General features: G+C 59.9%; 20 protein-coding genes. 15 read left to right on the top strand and 5 right to left on the bottom strand.

All coding sequences use genetic code 11. From position 1 onward, the window contains the following. Positions 1–200 precede the first annotated feature (200 nt). From rpoE to pdxJ, 12 genes are all read left to right on the top strand, one after another. Positions 201–776 carry an RNA polymerase sigma factor RpoE gene (gene rpoE / locus ACOCLD_RS16005; protein ID WP_233686203.1) on the top strand — a complete coding sequence of 192 codons (576 nt, stop codon included), beginning with the start codon at positions 201–203 and terminating at the stop codon, positions 774–776. 38 nt (positions 777–814) lie between these two features. After that, positions 815–1,408 carry a sigma-E factor negative regulatory protein gene (locus ACOCLD_RS16000; protein ID WP_422909866.1) on the top strand — a complete coding sequence of 198 codons (594 nt, stop codon included), beginning with the start codon at positions 815–817 and terminating at the stop codon, positions 1,406–1,408. Between the two features lie 23 nt (positions 1,409–1,431). Beyond that, positions 1,432–2,379 carry a MucB/RseB C-terminal domain-containing protein gene (locus ACOCLD_RS15995; RefSeq protein ID WP_422909865.1) on the top strand — a complete coding sequence of 316 codons (948 nt, stop codon included), beginning with the start codon at positions 1,432–1,434 and terminating at the stop codon, positions 2,377–2,379. Beyond that, on the top strand, positions 2,376–2,828 hold the full coding sequence (locus tag ACOCLD_RS15990) for a SoxR reducing system RseC family protein (protein WP_422909864.1): 453 nt from the start codon (positions 2,376–2,378) through the stop codon (positions 2,826–2,828). Before ACOCLD_RS15995 ends, ACOCLD_RS15990 begins: the two co-directional genes overlap by 4 nt. Before the next feature lie 28 nt (positions 2,829–2,856). Beyond that, entirely contained in the window at positions 2,857–4,293 is a 1,437-nt protein-coding gene (locus ACOCLD_RS15985) for a DegQ family serine endoprotease (RefSeq protein ID WP_422909863.1), read from the top strand. A 190-nt stretch (positions 4,294–4,483) separates the two neighbouring features. Then, positions 4,484–6,283 carry a translation elongation factor 4 gene (lepA, locus tag ACOCLD_RS15980; RefSeq protein WP_422909862.1) on the top strand — a complete coding sequence of 600 codons (1,800 nt, stop codon included), beginning with the start codon at positions 4,484–4,486 and terminating at the stop codon, positions 6,281–6,283. Positions 6,284–6,288: 5 nt separating this feature from the next. Then, positions 6,289–7,143 (top strand): signal peptidase I, encoded by an 855-nt coding sequence (lepB, locus tag ACOCLD_RS15975; RefSeq protein ID WP_422909861.1) that lies wholly within the window; start codon positions 6,289–6,291, stop codon positions 7,141–7,143. Positions 7,144–7,247: 104 nt separating this feature from the next. Next, positions 7,248–7,625, top strand: coding sequence for a DUF4845 domain-containing protein (locus tag ACOCLD_RS15970; protein WP_422909860.1), 378 nt, complete (start codon positions 7,248–7,250; stop codon positions 7,623–7,625). Beyond that, on the top strand, positions 7,622–8,311 hold the full coding sequence (gene rnc, locus ACOCLD_RS15965; RefSeq protein ID WP_257778682.1) for a ribonuclease III: 690 nt from the start codon (positions 7,622–7,624) through the stop codon (positions 8,309–8,311). Before ACOCLD_RS15970 ends, rnc begins: the two co-directional genes overlap by 4 nt. Beyond that, positions 8,304–9,206, top strand: a complete 903-nt coding sequence (gene era / locus ACOCLD_RS15960; RefSeq protein WP_422909859.1) for a GTPase Era — start codon at positions 8,304–8,306, stop codon at positions 9,204–9,206. Before rnc ends, era begins: the two co-directional genes overlap by 8 nt. Before the next feature lie 45 nt (positions 9,207–9,251). Beyond that, positions 9,252–9,950 carry a DNA repair protein RecO gene (gene recO / locus ACOCLD_RS15955; RefSeq protein ID WP_422909858.1) on the top strand — a complete coding sequence of 233 codons (699 nt, stop codon included), beginning with the start codon at positions 9,252–9,254 and terminating at the stop codon, positions 9,948–9,950. After that, positions 9,943–10,689, top strand: coding sequence for a pyridoxine 5'-phosphate synthase (pdxJ, locus tag ACOCLD_RS15950; protein WP_422909857.1), 747 nt, complete (start codon positions 9,943–9,945; stop codon positions 10,687–10,689). The genes recO and pdxJ overlap by 8 nt, the downstream gene beginning before the upstream one ends. Positions 10,690–10,779: 90 nt before the next feature. Here pdxJ and cmoB read toward each other — a convergent pair whose 3' ends face one another. From cmoB to ACOCLD_RS15925, 5 genes are all read right to left on the bottom strand, one after another. Beyond that, positions 10,780–11,748: a tRNA 5-methoxyuridine(34)/uridine 5-oxyacetic acid(34) synthase CmoB gene (gene cmoB, locus ACOCLD_RS15945; RefSeq protein ID WP_422909856.1), complete on the bottom strand. Its 969-nt coding sequence runs from the start codon at positions 11,746–11,748 to the stop codon at positions 10,780–10,782. Further along, positions 11,745–12,521, bottom strand: coding sequence for a carboxy-S-adenosyl-L-methionine synthase CmoA (gene cmoA / locus ACOCLD_RS15940; protein WP_233686190.1), 777 nt, complete (start codon positions 12,519–12,521; stop codon positions 11,745–11,747). Before cmoA ends, cmoB begins: the two co-directional genes overlap by 4 nt. Positions 12,522–12,590: 69 nt before the next feature. Next, complete coding sequence (locus ACOCLD_RS15935; RefSeq protein WP_422909855.1) at positions 12,591–13,226, bottom strand: lysoplasmalogenase; 636 nt, start codon at positions 13,224–13,226, stop codon at positions 12,591–12,593. A gap of 183 nt (positions 13,227–13,409) precedes the next feature. Continuing rightward, the gene (locus ACOCLD_RS15930) at positions 13,410–13,805 is read right to left on the bottom strand and encodes a protease inhibitor I42 family protein (RefSeq protein ID WP_233686188.1); all 396 of its coding nucleotides are present in this window, start codon (positions 13,803–13,805) and stop codon (positions 13,410–13,412) included. Positions 13,806–13,845: 40 nt separating this feature from the next. Then, on the bottom strand, positions 13,846–14,580 hold the full coding sequence (locus ACOCLD_RS15925; protein ID WP_422909854.1) for a hypothetical protein: 735 nt from the start codon (positions 14,578–14,580) through the stop codon (positions 13,846–13,848). 239 nt (positions 14,581–14,819) lie between these two features. On the opposite strand from ACOCLD_RS15925, the gene ACOCLD_RS15920 reads away from it, so the two are divergent. From ACOCLD_RS15920 to ACOCLD_RS15910, 3 genes are all read left to right on the top strand, one after another. Continuing rightward, positions 14,820–15,572: a helix-turn-helix transcriptional regulator gene (locus tag ACOCLD_RS15920; RefSeq protein WP_392541550.1), complete on the top strand. Its 753-nt coding sequence runs from the start codon at positions 14,820–14,822 to the stop codon at positions 15,570–15,572. Between the two features lie 163 nt (positions 15,573–15,735). Then, positions 15,736–16,419, top strand: a complete 684-nt coding sequence (locus tag ACOCLD_RS15915) for a methylamine utilization protein (RefSeq protein ID WP_422909853.1) — start codon at positions 15,736–15,738, stop codon at positions 16,417–16,419. Next, positions 16,406–18,742, top strand: a complete 2,337-nt coding sequence (locus tag ACOCLD_RS15910) for a putative bifunctional diguanylate cyclase/phosphodiesterase (RefSeq protein ID WP_422909852.1) — start codon at positions 16,406–16,408, stop codon at positions 18,740–18,742. The genes ACOCLD_RS15915 and ACOCLD_RS15910 overlap by 14 nt, the downstream gene beginning before the upstream one ends.

Genomic DNA, 18,742 nt, shown 5'->3' with positions numbered 1-18,742 from the left:
GTTTTGTTGCCTGAACGCAGGTGATCCAGACTACCGACGCAGCAGTGGAGTCCCTTTGCTGCGCTGTTCCGTGCAGGGCTTACGGTGTTCTGCAGGAAGCTTGTTTGAAGGAGAGAACTTTTGCGCAATGCCCAAGTCTACGTTGGTAGGCCGATTCAAGGGTTGGTGTTGCACTCCTTCAAACCTAATGAGGAGTTTTCATGCTAACCCAGGAAGAAGATCAGCAGCTGGTCGAGCGCGTGCAGCGTGGCGATAAGCGGGCGTTCGATCTGTTGGTGCTGAAGTATCAGCACAAGATTCTCGGGTTGATCGTGCGTTTTGTGCATGACACCCATGAGGCACAGGATGTGGCGCAGGAAGCCTTCGTTAAGGCATACCGAGCGTTGGGTAACTTTCGCGGTGACAGTGCGTTCTATACCTGGCTGTACCGTATCGCCATCAACACGGCGAAGAACCATCTGGTTTCCCGTGGTCGGCGGCCGCCAGACAGTGATGTGAGCGCAGAGGATGCTGAGTTCTATGACGGTGACCATGCCCTCAAGGACATCGAGTCACCGGAGCGTGCACTGTTGCGCGATGAGATCGAGGCCACGGTGCATCGCAGCATCGAGCAATTGCCAGAAGATTTACGCACAGCGCTAACCTTGCGTGAATTTGATGGTCTGAGTTACGAAGACATTGCCAGCGTCATGCAGTGTCCGGTTGGTACCGTGCGTTCGCGGATTTTCCGAGCGCGTGAGGCCATTGATAAATCCCTGCAACCTTTGTTGCAGTAAGCCTAAAGACAGCGGCGTCAGCCAAGAGAGGAACCGCCATGAGTCGTGAAACCCTGCAGGAATCGCTGTCCGCGGTGATGGATAACCAAGCGGATGAATTGGAGCTGAGGCGAGTGCTGGCGGCCAGCGATGACCCTGAGTTGCGTGCCACCTGGTCGCGTTATCAGATTGCCCGCGCCGTGATGCACAAGGAGCTGCTTGAGCCGCGCCTGGATATTGCGGCTGCTGTCTCGGCAGCCCTGGCGGATGAGCCAGTGCCTGCTGCAAGCCAGGCGTCGCGTGGCCCTTGGCGTACCGTTGGACGTTTGGCAGTGGCGGCTTCGGTCACGGTCGCTGTTCTGGCGGGTGTGCGTTTCTACAATCAGGACGACATCACCGGAGCGCAGTTGGCTCAACAGGCGTCTCAGCCGGTGTTGAATATTCCGCAAGTCAGTGGCCCAGCCATGCTGGCAGGCTTTAATACTTCTGCAGAGCAGGCCGCTCCGGCTGCCAGTCCGGTGGGTGAAGGCCAGCCGGGTTGGCATGAACAGCGTCTTCCCGCTTATCTGCGTCAGCATGCGCAGCAGGCCGCGATGGGCACTAACGAAGGCGCGCTGCCCTACGCGCGTGCGGCTAGCCTGGAAAATCGTTAACTGCTCTTCGGTTAAGGAGTCGCATGCGCTTTATTCCTTTAAGCGTTCTACTGTTGGGCAGCTGCCTGGTGCTGCCGGCAGTGGCTGATGATGGTGCTGCGCTGTTGCAGCGTTTGGCCGATGCCGAGCGCACGCAAAGTTTCAACGGCACCTTCGTTTATGAGCGTAATGGCAGTTTTTCCACGCACAGCATCTGGCATCAGGTTGGTGGTGATGGCACTTTGCGTGAACGCCTTCTGCAGCTTGATGGTTCTCCCCAGGAGGTGCTGCGTGTAGATGGTCGTGTGCAGTGTGCCAGTGGCGCGCTGGCCGATCAGTTGATTGACAGCCAGTTGTGGCCAACCCGTGAACTGGATGCGGCGCAACTGGGTGAATGGTACGAGTTACGCGTTCTGGGTGATTCGCGTGTGGCCGGTCGTGCTACCCGCGTGCTGGCGCTAGTGCCCCGTGATCAGCATCGTTATGGCATTGAACTGCACCTTGACCAGCAGACCGGTCTGCCACTCAAGTCCCTGTTGGTCAATGACAAAGGGCAGCTGCTGGAGCGCTTCCAGTTCACCCATCTGCAAACAGAATTACCCACCGATGCGAATCTGCAGCCTGGTGCGGGCTGCCGGCCTGTGCGGTTGTCGCCGGCCCAGGCTGAGGTTGCTGAGGCTTGGCGTTCGGATTGGCTGCCGCCCGGCTTCAGCTTGAATTCCGTGACTCAACGCCGCAGCCCTGCCTCGGATGAGCCGGTTGCCTGCCAGGTGTATGGTGATGGTCTGGCGCGTTTCTCGGTATTTATGGAGCCCCTGCGCGGCGCTGCAGTTGAAGATGTGCGTACTCAGTTAGGCCCGACCGTGGCCGTATCACGGCGGCTGAAAACCGCAGATGGTGATGTCATGGTGACTGTTGTGGGTGAAATCCCGCTGGGTACCGCCGAGCGGGTCGCGTTGTCGATGCGTTCTGCTGCCGAGGTTGCCCCGTGATTGAAGAGCAGGGGCGGGTGATCGCTGTTGAGACCGGTGCAGTGTGGGTCGAAACGTTGCGCCAAAGCACCTGCTCAAGTTGCTCGGTCAAGGCCGGCTGTGGTCAGGGCCTGCTTGACCAGTTGGGGATGTCCGGTAGGCGTGGTCATGTGCGTGCGTTGTCGGATCTGCGCCTGAATGTCGGAGATGCCGTGGTCATTGGTGTCCGCGAAGAATTGTTGGTTCGCGGTTCGTTATTGGTTTATCTGCTGCCATTGTTGGGTTTGTTCGCGGCGGCAGTACTGGCTGAGCAGTTGGCGCTGAGTGAGCCCTGGGTGATTCTTAGCGCGCTGTGTGGTTTTGTTGGAGCTTGTGCTGGCGTGCGTTGGCGCAGTCGGCAGGTCGCAGCGGATCCTGCTTTGCAACCTGTGGTATTGCGTGCCTTGCTTGCCGGGGCTGCCACCTTTTAAGACTTTTGCTGGCCTGATGGGGAGTTGTATGTCGAAGCTTGGTCTGAAATCTTCACTGTCTGCAGTGTTTGCCATGCTGCTCTTGGGGCAGGCGCTGGTCGCCCAGGCAAGCCTGCCGGATTTCACCGAACTGGTTGAGCAGGCCTCACCTGCGGTGGTGAACATCAGTACGCGGCAGAAAATGCCGGAGCGTACGGTTGCTGGGAGCGGGCAGCTCAATATGCCGGATTTGGAAGGCATGCCGCCGATGTTCCGCGAGTTCTTCGAACGCAATATCCCGCAGGTGCCGCGCGCGCCTGGCGGTGGTCGGCAGCGTGAGGCCCAGTCGCTCGGCTCGGGCTTTATCATTTCTGCTGATGGCTACGTGCTAACCAACAACCATGTGATTGCTGATGCCGATGAAATCATCGTGCGTCTGTCGGATCGCAGTGAGCTTGAAGCCAAGCTGGTGGGCACTGATCCGCGCAGTGACGTGGCCTTGCTCAAGGTCGAAGGTCAGGGCTTGCCAACCGTCAAACTGGGTAAGTCGGAAGACCTCAAGGTGGGTGAGTGGGTGCTGGCCATCGGGTCGCCGTTTGGCTTCGATCATTCGGTGACCGCCGGTATCGTCAGCGCCAAGGGTCGTAGCCTACCAAATGAGAGCTATGTGCCGTTCATCCAGACGGACGTGGCCATCAACCCGGGTAACTCCGGTGGCCCGCTGTTCAACCTGGCCGGTGAAGTGGTCGGCATCAACTCGCAGATTTTCACCCGTTCCGGCGGCTTTATGGGCCTGTCGTTCGCCATTCCCATGAGCGTGGCGATGGATGTAGCTGATCAGCTCAAGGCTGATGGCAAGGTCAGTCGTGGCTGGTTGGGTGTGGTGATTCAGGAAGTGAACAAGGATCTGGCCGAATCGTTCGGGCTGGATAAACCGGCTGGTGCGCTGGTGGCTCAGGTGCTGGAAGACGGCCCTGCTGCCAAGGGCGGCCTGCAGGTGGGGGATGTGATCCTCAATCTGGATGGCAAGCCAATCATCATGTCGGCAGATTTGCCGCACCTGGTCGGTGCTCTCAAGCCCGGCTCCACGGCTGAGCTGGATGTGGTGCGTGACGGTGCGCGCAAGAAGCTGAAGCTGAGTATCGGCGCGTTGCCGGAAGAGGGCGATGCATTGGCTGGTAACGCGGCGCCGGGTGTGGAACGCAGCAGCAACCGTCTTGGCGTCAAGGTGGTTGAGTTGACTGCTGAACAGAAGAAAACCCTTGATCTGAAAGGTGGCGTGGCAATCTCCGAGGTGCAGGATGGTCCTGCTGCTTTGATCGGTCTGCGCCCCGGTGATGTGATCACTCACCTGAACAATCAGGCGATAAACTCGGCCAAGACCTTTACCGAGGTGGCGCAAGCGCTGCCGAAGAACCGCTCGGTATCGATGCGCGTCTTGCGTCAGGGACGTGCCAGCTTTATCACCTTCAAGCTGGCGGACTGATACGCTCAGTGGCGTAAAGGGCGACTTCGGTCGCCCTTTTGCTTAGCGCTATTGAGATTGTGTCGCAGGCGATTAAGTGTCCGGCTCCTATCCAGCAACGCGGCCTTGATGACGCGCCAGGCGGCTTTCAGGTACACTTCGCGGCTATTTTCGGCGGGCAGTCGCCTGCGACCTTTTTGAGTGTTGATCCGTGAGTGATTTGAGTCATATCCGCAATTTCTCCATCATCGCCCACATTGACCATGGCAAGTCGACCCTGGCTGACCGGTTTATCCAGATGTGTGGCGGCCTGGCTGACCGTGAGATGGAAGCCCAGGTGCTGGACTCCATGGACCTTGAGCGCGAGCGCGGGATCACCATCAAGGCGCACAGCGTCACCCTGTACTACAAGGCCCGTGATGGCGTTACCTACCAGCTGAACTTTATTGATACCCCCGGTCACGTCGACTTCACCTATGAAGTCAGCCGTTCCCTGGCTGCCTGTGAAGGTGCACTGCTGGTGGTCGATGCCGGGCAGGGCGTGGAAGCGCAGTCGGTGGCCAACTGCTACACCGCTATCGAGCAAGGCCTCGAAGTGATGCCGGTGCTGAACAAGATCGATTTGCCCCAGGCCGAACCCGATCGGGTGAAAGAAGAGATTGAGAAGATCATCGGTATTGATGCCACCGATGCCGTGACCTGCAGTGCCAAGACTGGCCTGGGTGTGGATGAGGTGCTTGAGCGGCTGGTGCAGACCATTCCCGCGCCGACGGGTGAAATTGATGCACCGCTGCAAGCGCTGATCATTGACTCCTGGTTCGATAACTACCTAGGCGTAGTCTCCCTGGTGCGTGTGCGTCAGGGCCGGGTGAAAAAGGGCGACAAGATTCTGGTCAAGTCCACCGGCAAGGTGCACCTAGTCGACAGCGTTGGTGTGTTCAACCCGAAACACACTGCTACCGCCGACCTCAAGGCCGGTGAAGTGGGCTTTATCATCGCCAGCATCAAGGACATTCATGGTGCGCCGGTGGGCGATACCCTGACCCTGAATTCGACGCCAGACGTCGAAGTATTGCCGGGTTTCAAACGTATCCAGCCGCAGGTCTACGCCGGCCTGTTCCCGGTCAGCTCGGATGATTTCGAAGACTTCCGCGATGCCCTGCAGAAACTCACGCTGAACGACTCCTCGCTGCAGTATTCACCGGAAAGTTCTGATGCTCTGGGCTTTGGCTTCCGTTGCGGTTTCCTCGGCATGCTGCACATGGAGATCATTCAGGAGCGTCTGGAACGCGAATACAACCTGGATCTGATCACCACGGCGCCAAGCGTAATCTTCGAAGTGGCGCTGAAAAACGGCGAGACGATCTACGTCGATAACCCGTCCAAGCTTCCGGACGTGTCGTCGGTAGAAGACTTCCGCGAGCCGATCGTCCAGGCCACGATTCTGGTGCCGCAGGAACACCTGGGTAACGTGATTACCCTGTGTATCGAGAAACGCGGTGTACAGCGTGACATGCAGTTCCTCGGTTCCCAGGTTCAGGTTCGCTACGACCTGCCGATGAACGAAGTGGTGCTCGATTTCTTCGACCGCCTGAAGTCCACCAGCCGCGGCTATGCGTCGCTGGATTACCATTTTGATCGCTACCAGTCGGCCAATCTGGTCAAGCTGGACGTGCTGATCAACGGTGACAAGGTCGATGCGTTGGCGCTGATCGTGCACAAGGACAACGCCCATTACAAAGGCCGGCAGTTGACCGAGAAGATGAAAGAGCTGATTCCTCGGCAGATGTTCGATGTGGCGATTCAGGCGGCCATCGGTGGCCAGATCGTCGCACGGACTACGGTCAAGGCGCTGCGCAAGAACGTATTGGCCAAGTGCTATGGCGGTGACGTCAGCCGTAAACGCAAGCTGCTGGAAAAGCAGAAGGCCGGTAAAAAACGCATGAAGCAGGTCGGCAACGTGGAAATTCCACAGGAAGCCTTCCTCGCGGTGCTCAGGTTGGATAGTTAGGTCCTATGTCGCTAAATTTCCCGCTGTTGCTGGTTATCGCCGTCGCCGTTTGTGGTGTGCTGGCGCTGTTCGATCTGGTCTTTCTGGCGCCACGGCGGCGGGCGGCTATTGCCACCTACCATGGGCAAGTCAGCGAGCCTGACGAGAAAGTGCTGGAGCGCCTGAACAAGGAGCCGCTGCTGGTGGAGTACGGTAAATCGTTCTTCCCGGTGCTGGCGATTGTCCTGGTGCTGCGCTCGTTTCTGGTCGAACCGTTCCAGATTCCATCGGGGTCGATGAAGCCGACGCTGGAAGTGGGCGACTTTATTCTGGTCAACAAATTCGCCTATGGCATTCGCCTGCCGGTGCTGGACACCAAGGTGATTGAGGTGGGCGATCCACAGCGCGGGGATGTGATGGTGTTCCGCTACCCCAGCGATCCGAACATCAACTACATCAAGCGTGTGGTCGGCCTGGCAGGTGACCGGATTGCCTACAGCAGCGACAAGCGTCTGACCATCAATGGTGAATTGGTTGCTCAAAAACTCATCGGTGATGAACCCGGCAGTTTGGGCAGTGCGACGCTGTACAACGAGAAACTCGGTGAGGCAGAGCACCAGATTCGCAAGGAAATGCAGCGTTATCGGGTTGAACCAGGGCGTGAATGGGTGGTGCCGGATGGCTACTACTTCATGATGGGTGACAACCGCGACAACTCCAACGACAGCCGTTACTGGAATGATCCAGCTATCCCCAAACCCTTGCTGGGCATGGTGCCGGACCAGAACATTGTCGGTAAAGCCTTCGCCATCTGGATGAGCTGGCCGGATCCGAAGTCGCGCAACCTGCCTAACTTCTCCCGCGTCGGCCTGATTCACTGATCTGTTGACGACTTTGCGACGCTGTTAAATACAGCGTCGCAGGCTATATATAGTCTTGCCTGCAGCCGTAACGGCTTCTACATAACTCGAATTTGGGGACAAATATGAAATCTGCGCATTCGCAAAAAGGGATGTCGATTTTAAGTTGGCTGATGGTTTTGGCCTTGGTTGCGTTCTTTGCCAGTGCGGCTTTCAAGGTGTTGCCACATTACTTCGACTATATGTCGATGGAAAAACTGATTACGTCGGTTGAAACCGACAAGGCTGCCAATATTCGCAGCATTAACGAGTTTTATAGCCATGTCAGCAAAGGCATGCAGGTCAACAGCATTCGTGATCTGAACCTTCAGGATGCCTTGAAGATTAAAGTGGAAAACAATGAGTTCAAGGCTCACCTGAAGTACGAGAAACGTGAGCCATTGATCCAGAACATCGATCTGGTCGTGCGCTTCGACAAAGAATTTCGTGTGCGCATGCCGTGAGTGTTTCGTTAGCCCGCCTTGAGCGTCAGCTCGGTTATACCTTCAAGGATCAGGAGTTGATGATCCTGGCACTGACCCACCGCAGTTTTGCCGGGCGCAATAATGAGCGCCTGGAGTTTCTCGGTGACGCCATCCTCAACTTCGTTGCCGGCGAAGCGCTATTCGAGCGCTTCCCCCAGGCCCGAGAAGGTCAGTTGTCGCGTTTGCGTGCGCGCTTGGTAAAAGGCGAAACCCTGGCTGTGCTGGCCCGTGGTTTTGATCTTGGCGAGTACCTGCGTCTGGGCTCCGGTGAGCTGAAAAGCGGTGGTTTTCGCCGTGAGTCGATTCTTGCTGACGCCCTGGAAGCCCTGATCGGGGCGATTTATCTGGATGCCGGCATGGAGGCGGCTCGCGAGCGCGTGCTGGCCTGGTTGACCAACGAACTGGACAGCCTGACCCTGGTCGATACCAACAAAGACCCGAAAACCCGCCTGCAGGAGTTTCTGCAATCGCGTGGTTGTGAGCTGCCGCGCTATGAAGTGGTGGATATTCAGGGTGAACCGCATTGCCGGACATTTGTCGTGGAGTGCCAGGTCACCCTACTCAATGATAAAACCCTGGGGCAGGGTGCCAGCCGGCGTATCGCCGAGCAGGTGGCCGCTGCGGCCGCGCTGATTGCCCTGGGTGTGGAGAATGGCAATGACTGATACACCTGTTACACGCTGTGGCTATGTCGCCATCGTCGGCCGGCCCAACGTGGGTAAGTCGACATTGCTTAACCACATTCTTGGCCAGAAGCTCGCGATTACCTCGCGCAAACCGCAAACCACGCGGCACAACATGCTTGGAATCAAAACCGAGGGGGAGGTACAGGCGATCTATGTCGACACCCCCGGTCTGCACAAGAACAACGAGAAAGCGCTCAATCGCTACATGAACAAGAACGCCTCGTCGGCGCTGAAAGACGTCGACGTGGTGATTTTCGTGGTTGATCGCACCCGCTGGACGGATGAAGACCAGATGGTGCTTGAGCGTGTTCAATATGTTGAAGGCCCGGTGATTCTGGCGATCAACAAGACCGATCGCCTGGAAGACAAGGCCGAGCTGATGCCGCACCTGGAGTGGCTGGCCCAGCAGCTGCCAAAGGCCGAGATCGTGCCGGTGTCCGCGCAGCAGGGGCATAACCTCGACACCCTGGAAAAGCTGGTGGGCGAACGTTTACCGGAGGGTGTGCACTTCTTCCCGGAAGATCAGGTCACCGACCGCTCCAGTCGCTTCTTCGCCGCCGAACTGGTACGCGAGAAGATCATGCGTCAGCTCGGTGCCGAGTTGCCGTACCAGATCACCGTGGAGATCGAAGAATTCAAGCGTGACGGGCGCATCCTGCATATCCACGCGCTGATTCTGGTCGAGCGTGACGGGCAGAAGAAGATCATCATTGGCGACAAGGGCGAGCGGATCAAACGCATCGGTCAGGAGGCACGCAAGGACATGGAGGTGATGTTCGACTCCAAGGTCATGCTCAACCTCTGGGTCAAGGTCAAGGGCGGCTGGTCCGATGACGAACGCGCCCTGCGTTCCCTGGGTTACGACGATATCTGATCCGTCTGCGGGCGCCTTGTGCGCCCGCTTCTTCGAGTAAGGCCCATGCTCGCCCTCAGCCAGCCCGCCTATGTTTTGCACAGCCGTGCTTACCGTGAAAGCAGCGCGCTGGTGGATTTTCTTACTCCGCAAGGCCGACTGCGCGCCGTATTGCGCGGGGCGCGGGGCAAGGCGGGTAGCCTGGCGCGGCCTTTTATTCCCCTCGAAGCCGAATTTCGCGGGCGCGGTGAGCTGAAAAATGTCGGCCGCCTGGAGCCTGCCGGTATTCCCAATCTGCTGGTGGGCGAGGCGCTGTTCAGCGGCCTTTACCTCAATGAGCTGTTGATCCGCTTGCTGCCTGCCGAAGATCCGCACCCGGCGATTTTTCAGCACTACGCCATGACCGTGCTGGCGCTGGCCGAAGGGCGTGCGCTGGAGCCGTTGCTGCGCTCGTTTGAATGGCGTTTGCTGGATGAGCTGGGCTATGGTTTCGCCCTGGATCTGGACTCTGAGGGCCAGCCCATAGTCGCCAGCGGCATGTATCGACTGCACACCGAAACCGGGTTGGTACCAATTGGCCAGTTACAGCCAGGCGCCTTTCAGGGCGCCGAGTTGCTGGCTATGGCTGAAGCCGACTGGGCCGCGCCGGGTGCTTTGGCCGCTGCCAAACGTCTTATGCGCCAGGCTTTAGCCCCTCATTTAGGCGGTCGACCGCTGGTCAGCCGCGAACTGTTTATGACGCTCAAGGAGCCAAGCCGTGACTGATGCCAATCGTATTCTGCTGGGTGTGAACATCGACCATGTGGCCACCCTGCGCCAGGCCCGTGGAACTCGCTATCCCGATCCGGTCAAGGCCGCGCTGGACGCTGAGGAGGCCGGTGCCGACGGTATTACCGTGCACCTGCGTGAAGACCGTCGGCATATCCAGGAGCGCGATGTGTGCCTGCTCAAGGAGGTCATGCAAACGCGGATGAACTTCGAAATGGGCGTGACCGAGGAAATGCTCGCCTTTGCCGAAAGCATTCGCCCTGAGCACGTCTGCCTGGTGCCGGAAACCCGTCAGGAACTGACCACCGAGGGTGGTCTGGATGTGGCTGGGCAGGAAGCGCGGATTCGCGCAGCGGTCGAGCGTCTGAGCAAGATCGGTTGTGAAGTGTCGCTGTTTATCGACCCGGATCCGCAGCAGATCGAAGCATCCAAACGTGTCGGCGCGCCGGCTATTGAACTGCACACCGGTCGTTATGCCGATGCCCATACCCCGGAAGAGGCGGCGCGTGAACTGGCGCGGATTCGCGATGGTGTGGCCTGTGGCTTGCAACATGGGTTGATCGTGAATGCCGGGCATGGCCTGCACTACCACAACGTCGAGCCGGTGGCGGCGATCGCCGGGATCAATGAGCTGAATATTGGCCACGCCCTGGTGGCGCACGCGCTGTTTGTCGGCTTCAAGCAGGCGGTGGCGGAGATGAAGGCGCTGATCGTCGCGGCGGCCAACCGCGGGTAGGTTGGTGTTGAGCGCAGCGAAGCCCAACAAGCTAGGTTCAGAGGGCGTTGATGCTCTGTTGGGCTTCCTCGCTTTGCTCCTCAACCCAACCTACGGTTTGCGGGCGATCAGCACCGCGCGGCTCGGCGCCGGCAGGCCTTCCACGGTTCGGCTATGGTCGGCAGGATCGAGGAATTCCGGTAGCGACTGAAAGCGCATCCACTCGGTCGAGCGTTGTTCGTCGACCGACGTGGTGCTGACATCCACACAGCGCACATCAACAAATCCAGCGCGGCGCAGCCACAGTTCCAGTGCCGGCACCGAGGGCAGGAACCAGACGTTACGCATCTGCGCATAGCGGTCTTCGGGTACCAGCACCTGCTGCGCGTCGCCCTCCACCACCAGGGTTTCCAGCACCAGTTCGCCATCCTTGACCAGGCAATCCTTGAGGTCGATCAAGTGATCGATGGGCGAGCGACGGTGATACAGCACACCCATGGAAAACACCGTGTCGAAGCCTTGCAGCTTGCTCGGCAGTTCCTCGAATGCCAGCGGCAGGTGCCAGGCGGGCAGGTCGGGCAGGTAGTTCTTCATCGCCAGGAACTGGCAGAGAAACAGCCAGTTGGGGTCGATGCCGATCACGCTGTCCGCGCCGGCGCCGAGCATGCGCCACATGTAGTAACCGTTACCGCAGCCGACATCCAGTACACGCTTGCCTTTGAGGTCGAGGTAGGGGGCGACGCGGTGCCACTTCCAGTCCGAGCGCCATTCGGTGTCGACATGCACGCCAAACAGGTGAAATGGTCCTTTGCGCCAGGGGATCAGGCCCTGTAGGGCGGTTTTCAGCGCGCTACGGGTTGATTCATCGCAGGCACCGTCGAAGCTGAAGCTGTGCAGCAGTTCCAGCTGTTCGACGTTCAGCTCCGGCAGGGCCTGTACCGCGCCATACCAGCGCGGCAGGTCGCCATGGCCGATGGCCAGTTTGGCGTCGATCTGCCCAGGCAGGTCGGCTGCCCAGTCTTGCAGTGGGGTGCCGGCAAGGGTGGCTTGCAGGGCGTCGAGGTCGAGGCGGCTGATCATGGCAGGGCAATCATCGAGGCGAAATTAAGGCACTGGAACCACGGCACGACCTGGCTGAAGCCCGCAGCCAGTAAGCGTTCGCGGTGCTGCTCCAGGCTGTCTGGGAGCATGACTTTCTCGATGGCACTGCGTTTCTGGGCGATTTCCAGCTCGCTGTAGCCATTGGCCCGCTTGAAGGCGATATGCAGATCGCCGAGCAGGGCGTGCTGTTCGGCATCTTCGAATTGCAGTTTTTCCGAGAGGATCAGCGCGCCGCCGGGCAGCAGGGCCTGACGAATCCGCGTGAGCAGGTCTAGACGCTGTTCGGGGCGGATAAATTGCAGGGTGAAGTTCAGCGCCACCAGCGAAGTAGGCTGAAACTCGAGGCTGAGAATGTCGGCCTCAATCACCTCTACGGGCAGCAGCTCCTGAAACATCGAGTCCTGCGCGTGCAGGTATTCGCGGCAGCGCTCAACCATGGCGCTGGAGTTGTCCACGGCAATCACCCGGCAATCGTCGATCTGCACATGCCGACGCAGCGCCTGGGTCACCGCGCCCAGGGAGCTGCCGAGGTCATACAGCACGCTATGTGGCTGGGCGAACTGACCGGCCAGTACGCCGATGTTCTCGACAATGGTCGGGTAACCCGGCACCGAGCGTTTGATCATGTCGGGGAAAACCCGCACCACATCTTCGTTGAACACGAAGTCCGGCACCTGGGCCAGGGGTTGGGCGAAAAGACGGTCGGGCTGTTTGCTCACGATGGCTGCGCACTGGTCAATAAAGCCGGGCATTTTAGCCAAGTGCGCGGTATAGCCAAACCTTGATTGCCGTTATTGGTCGCAAATCTGCGTGGCGATGGCTTAGCGGAGCTGTTTGAAGGCCGACGCCGCAATCGCCCATTGCCCCAGCCAGTAGCTGAGCATGATCGCCAGGGGGGCCGCCTCGAAGGGCACGACAAAGCGGTTGATACCGATCAGGCTATCGGACAGCACAAACAGCGCGGCACCTGCGGCGGCCAGGCGTGTTGAGGTGCTGGGCAGCCCAGGTTGACCAAGGCGGGCGAGGGCGCGCCAGAGCATGGCGCTGATGGCCAAGGCGTAACAGGCTACGGGGATCAGCAGTGGACCCAGCTTGGCGCTGGCGAGGATAGCGAACATCGTCCCGCCCGTGACCAGGGCCAGCAGCAGGGCCAACCAGGCCGGTTGCTTGCAGTCGCTCAGGTAGGCGCGCAGGTAAGCCAGGTGGGCGAGAAGGAAGGCGCCGAGGCCGAAAACAAACAGATCGCCCGGCCAGTCGAGCAGAATGTCGCCCGCCAGTGAGGCGAGCAGGCCGAGGCTGATCCAGCGTCGGTACACGCCATTGGGGGCTGTTCGCAGCCACAGCAACAGGGCGATGACCGGGATGCCCTTGCTGAGCAGGCCCAGTTCATTCAGGCCGCTGAGACGGGCATAGAGAAATACGGCAGCGCCCAGCAAACCCAGCAGCAGATAACGCATGGCCTTGTCCTTGATGCTCGAAAAGCCAGCACTATGGCGCGTCGCCGATTAACTGACCACGCCGTGGATGCCACTTAGGTCAGCATTTCGCGCCAGTAGCAGGCTGTTGAAAAGCTACCTACGTTGCCATCGCTGCGTTAAAAACAGGCTCTGGCTGCCTCGCCTAGGTTTTTCAACGGCCTGCTAGCGAGCTTTGATTGTGCAGTTGAAGCGCTGTGCCGGAACTACACCGACTTCCCAGGGGCGTTCGTAGGTCAGGATCAATTGGCCTTCGCCGGCCTGCGCGACCTCGAAACGCCAGGTGGAAACCCCGGCACTGCCGACCAGGCCGGCGTCTTCCGGGTTGCTGTAGACCTCTGGGCCGAGGCTTTTCAGCACTTGTGGTGCGGAGTCGCGCAGCAGCCAGCGGAAACCGGTGGTGGGGTTGCTTGGCAGGCGCAGGTTGAATTGCTGGCCGACCTGCAGCGACAGCGGGCATTTGCTTTGCTGTTTCTGCTCCAGGGTCACGCTGCTGGGCGTTTGCGCGCAGGCAGCGAGCAGTGCAAGGCTGAATACCACTGTCAGGCGGAGGGCAAGCATGGTGAGCTCCTGGCGAATGTCGAGGCTGCCAGCATAGCTGTTAGGGCTGCTGCGCGGGAGCCTGTGCAGCGAACGTCGCCCGCAGTGGCGCGCGCAAGTGCTGGGCATACTCGTCGATCAGCGGTGTGAGCAGGGCAAAGCATTCGTGCGGTGCCAGGCGTATTTCGCGGCTGTCGATCAGTTCGTGCTCCAGGCGCTGCAGTACCTGTTGTAAAGACGTGCCGACGGGCGATTGTTCCAGCTCCTGGCAGAGCTGCTGAATCTGCTGCTTCAGGTTTGGCGGGCATTGACTGTAGTTGGCCGCCCGCACGCTCAGACCGCGCAGGCGGGCAAGGTTTTCCAGGCCATGGCAGGCCTGGGCGATGCCCTCTAGGTGTTGGTTGCCAGCCTGGTACAGGCGGGCTTCGAGTGTTGCGATCACCGCCAGCAAGCCATCGATAACCTGGCAGTGCGCGGCAAAGTCCGCCGGGTTGCGCCGCAGGCGTGGCCAGTCCTGCTGCAGTGGTGCAAGCCCCAGGCTGGGGCCAGGCCAGTTCAGCCAGAGCTGGTCGAGCTGGCGGGCCAGGGCATTGCGCTGGCTGGTGCTGGGGAGGTCCTGTTGAGCGCCCAGTCCACGGTGTTTCTGCAGGCTCTGCAGCAAGTCGATGCTGCGTTGCAGCAACGCAGCCTGCAGCTCGTTGAGATGCTGCTGGTGGCGCTTGTCGGCGAGTTGGCTAAGAAAATGGCCGGTGAGTAACAGCGCCAATGCCAGGGCGAGAGCAATGCTGAGGACCATAGCGGTTTTCCCTTAAACCAAACGGTACTGTGCTCGAGCAAATCCCTTGCCAGGCAATGTTAAAGGCCCGGTTTCAGGTGTTTCGCATGTGCCAGCGAGCAACTCTGCGCCCCGTAATTGGGCGTTTTTAAGGGTGTGGTGAGTTCTTGGTGCGACTGCTGCCCATTTGTCGTGCGGGCTGCAGTTTTACCGGGCAAAGGGTTAAAGTTGCACCTCTGTTTTTCAGGGTTGCACTTTTCATGTTCAACGCGCGTTTGATGCGTCTTGATGACCAGGCCCACGAACACACCCACGATCATCATCAATTGGTGCTGTCGCTGGCCGGGCGTGCCGAATTCGAAGTGAATGGCCGCGGTGGTGAAGTGTGCCGCATGCGCGCCTGTCTGGTGCCGGGGGATGCTGATCACCAGTTTGCCGGTATCGGTGACAACCGCATGCTGATCATCGATCTGGACGAGCAGGGCATCTCCAGTGAAGACCTGCAGTTGCTGACGGGGCTGTTCGAGACGCCGCGCTACCCGCAGCTGGATGCTGACTTTCAGAACCTGCTGAGCTATGCCGGTGCCGAACTCGAGCGCTATGGCTCCGATCCGTTGCTGGCGCGGGCGCTGGGCGGGGTGCTGCTGCGGGCGTTGCACCTGCGTCTGTTTGGCGAGCCGCAGGCACGGACGTTGGGGCCGCTGAATCTGGAGCGGCTCGACAGTTATATCGTCGAGCACCTGGCGCGGCGCATCAGCGTGGCTGAACTGGCTCAGGTGGCTTGCCTGAGCCCCAGTCATTTCCATGCCCAGTTCAAAGACGCTGTCGGCCTCACGCCGCACCAGTATCTGCTGAAAACCCGGCTTGATCGCGCGGCGCGGTTGCTGCGCGAAAGTGGCTTGCCGCTGATCCGGATAGCCGAGGAATGTGGCTTTTCCAGCCAGAGCGCGTTGACCACGGCAATGCGGCGCTACCTCGGGTTGACGCCCAAGCGCTTGCGCGGTGCCAACTAGGTTGCTGCGCTGACCCTCTACATACCCTTGCATGACTCAGATCGCTGGAGAAGCGTGCTCTTCTGCGGAGGGCCGGCTAAGCTGTGTTGCACACAGATAAAGCTGTGCAAGGGCAAGGATGCTGTTCATATTCAAGTGTGCCCTTAGCGTGCGAGTAGTCTTGATGAGCAAGCATCTATTATTGCGATGGCCGCTGTTGTTGGGCGGGTTGCTGTATGCGCTGTCGTTGCAGGCAGCCGGCCTCTCGGCTGAGCTGGTGGACAGTCAGGGGCAGCCATTGGCCAATGCCGTGCTTACTCTGCGCGGTGCGACGGTCACGCCCGCAGCTGCAGGCCAGGCCACCATGGACCAGCGCTCACAGCAGTTCGCCCCGAATGTGCTGGCGGTGCGCACCGGTACGGCCGTGTCGTTCCCCAACAGCGACAATATTCGCCATCACGTCTATTCCTTTTCGCTGGCCAAGCGCTTCGAGCTGCGCCTGTATCAGGGTACGCCGAGTGAACCGGTGATCTTCGACAAACCGGGTGTGGTGGTGCTCGGCTGCAATATCCATGACTGGATGGTGGGCTATGTCTATGTCACGGATGATCCCTGGTTTGCCGTCAGTGATGAGCAAGGGCGGTTGAATATTGATCAGCTGCCTGCTGGCAACTACAGCATCAGCCTCTGGCACCCGCAGGCGCCCGACATGTTGCCGCAGGCCGCGGGGGAGGTGCAGGTGAGTGCGGCAGGCAGCCAGCAACGTTTCACCCTGGCCATGCAGGCTCCCGCCAATCCGCCAGCACCCAAGGCGCCAACCAGCGCCTTTGGTGAGGCCTTCAAGAAAGCTCGTGATGCTGCGCAGTAGTTTTCAGGCGCGTATTGCCGGCGTACTGGTGCTGCTGCTTCTGGTCGTGGTTGGGGCGCTGTATGTGGCCGTGCAGGCGGCCACCAATGCAGCGGTACGCAGTCAGGCCGATGAACAGCTGGAAGTCGGCAGCCTGGTGTTTCAGCGCTTGCTGGAGATGCGCGGCAACCAGTTGCACGATGCGGTGCAGGTGCTGGCAGCGGATTTTGGTTTCAAGGATGCAGTGGCCAGTGGCGACGCAGAAACCATTCGCTCGGCGCTGGCCAATCATGGTGCACGGATCAATGCCAGTGTGGTGATGATGTTGAGCCTGGATGGTCGGCTGGAAGTCAGTACCGATCAGGAGGTCAGTGAGCAGACTGCCAAACGCCTGAGTGCCCAGGTGGTGCAGCGTCAGCGCGAAGGCGTGCAGATATTCCTGATGCCGATTGCCGACAAAATCTATCTGCTGGTACAGGCCACCGTGACCGCGCCATTGCCGATTGCCCGGGTGATGATGGGCTTTCAGGTGGACACTGCATTTGCGGCCGAACTGCGTGAGTTGACCCATCTGGACCTGACGCTGCTGGCGACTCAGGAGGGGGGCGCGGATATCTGGATCAGCACCCTGATGCCGGCCGAGCGCGAGCAGCTGCGGGTTGCCGTGGGTGGGATGAGTGGTGATGCCATTCGTGTGCTGGGCAGCGAGCAGTACCTCAACCAGAACCTGGTGCTGGCCGTGGGGGATGGCTTCGAGGTGCGAGTATTGCTGCATAAATCCCTCAGCCAGGCGCAGCTGGCCTTTGCCCCGCTGGATCAGAAGATTCTGTTGATTGCGCTGGCGGCCCTGACGGCCTCGCTGGCTGGTGCGCTGCTGCTCGCACGCACGGTTTCCCAGCCTGTACAGCAGTTGGCCGGGGTTGCCGAACGGGTACGTCAGGGTGACTACGAGGCGGAATTGGACCTGCAGCGCAGCGATGAGCTGGGGCAGTTGGCCACGGCGTTCAAGGCCATGCAGCAGGGAATTGCCGAGCGTGAGCGGCAGCTGGCGCACAATGCCTTGCATGATCCCCTGACCGGTTTACCCAACCGTACCCTGGCCCTGGAGCGGCTGGGCAGTGCGATAACAGCCCAGCGCAGCACGGCGCTGCTCTACCTGGGGATTGGCAACTTTCGTGCGGTCAATGAGAGCCTCGGGCCGGAGGGTGGCGACTTAGCCCTGCAGCAGATGAGCCGGCGTCTGCAGGCGACTCTGCGCCCCGGTGACAGCGTGGCGCGGATCATCGGCGACGAGTTTCTGCTGTTGCTGGAAAACACCGATAGCGACAGCGCGGTGGGCATCGCCGACAAGGTGCAGCAGTTATTGCTCAAGCCCCTGCGCGTTGGCAGTCATGATGTCACCCTGGATTGCCGTATCGGCATAGCCAGTTATCCGGTCGATGGCAACGCCCCAGAGGACCTGCTGCGCCGCGCGGCGATTGCCATGCAGGATGCCGCCGGGCTGGCCAGCCATCTGCAGGTGTATCAGCGTGGCCGTGATGATGCCCAGCAACGACAGATCCGCCTGATCCGTGACCTGCGCCATGCCGCCAGCAAGGGCGAACTGCTGCTGCACTATCAACCGAAACTGGATATCGCCGCCGGCCTGGTGCGGCAAGCTGAGGCCCTGCTGCGTTGGCAGCATCCGGCGCTGGGGATGGTCTCGCCCGGCGAATTCATCCCGCTGGCCGAACGTACCGGCAGTATCCAGTTGCTGACTGCCTGGGTGATCGAAGAGGTCATCCGTCAGTTGCGTGAGTGGGCTGGCCGCGGGTTGCGTGTGCAGGTGTCGTTGAATATCTCGACTGAGGATCTGCTTGACCCGCAGTTGCCGGCTCGCGTCCGCCAGTTGCTGGACACTTACCAGGTGTCTGCGCAACAGCTGATTTTTGAAATCACCGAAAGCGGGGTGATGCTCAATCCCGAGGTGGCTCTGCAAGTGCTGCATGGGCTGCGCGAGTGTGGTGTCAGCCTGTCGGTGGATGACTTTGGCACGGGCTATTCGTCCCTGGCGCAGCTCAAGCGCATGCCGGTGCAGGAGCTGAAAATCGACCAGTCGTTTATTCGTGATCTCGACGATGCCTGCGAAGACGCGGTGATCGTTCGCTCGACCATCGAAATGAGCCATAGTCTGGGGCTCAAGGTAGTGGCCGAAGGGGTCGAGTTCGAGCGCAGCCTGCAACTGCTCGGGCGCTGGCAGTGCGACATCGCCCAGGGTTACCTGATCAGTCGGCCCCTGGCGGCCAAAGCCTTTGAAACCTGGATGGCGCAACACGCGCACGCCACCTCAAGCCTGGTGCATTGA

The organism is Pseudomonas cimarronensis (genome assembly GCF_049331905.1).
Classification (GTDB): domain Bacteria; phylum Pseudomonadota; class Gammaproteobacteria; order Pseudomonadales; family Pseudomonadaceae; genus Aquipseudomonas.
The sequence above is the reverse complement of the archived record's forward strand: the minus strand, read 5'-3'. Positions and strand labels throughout refer to the sequence as shown.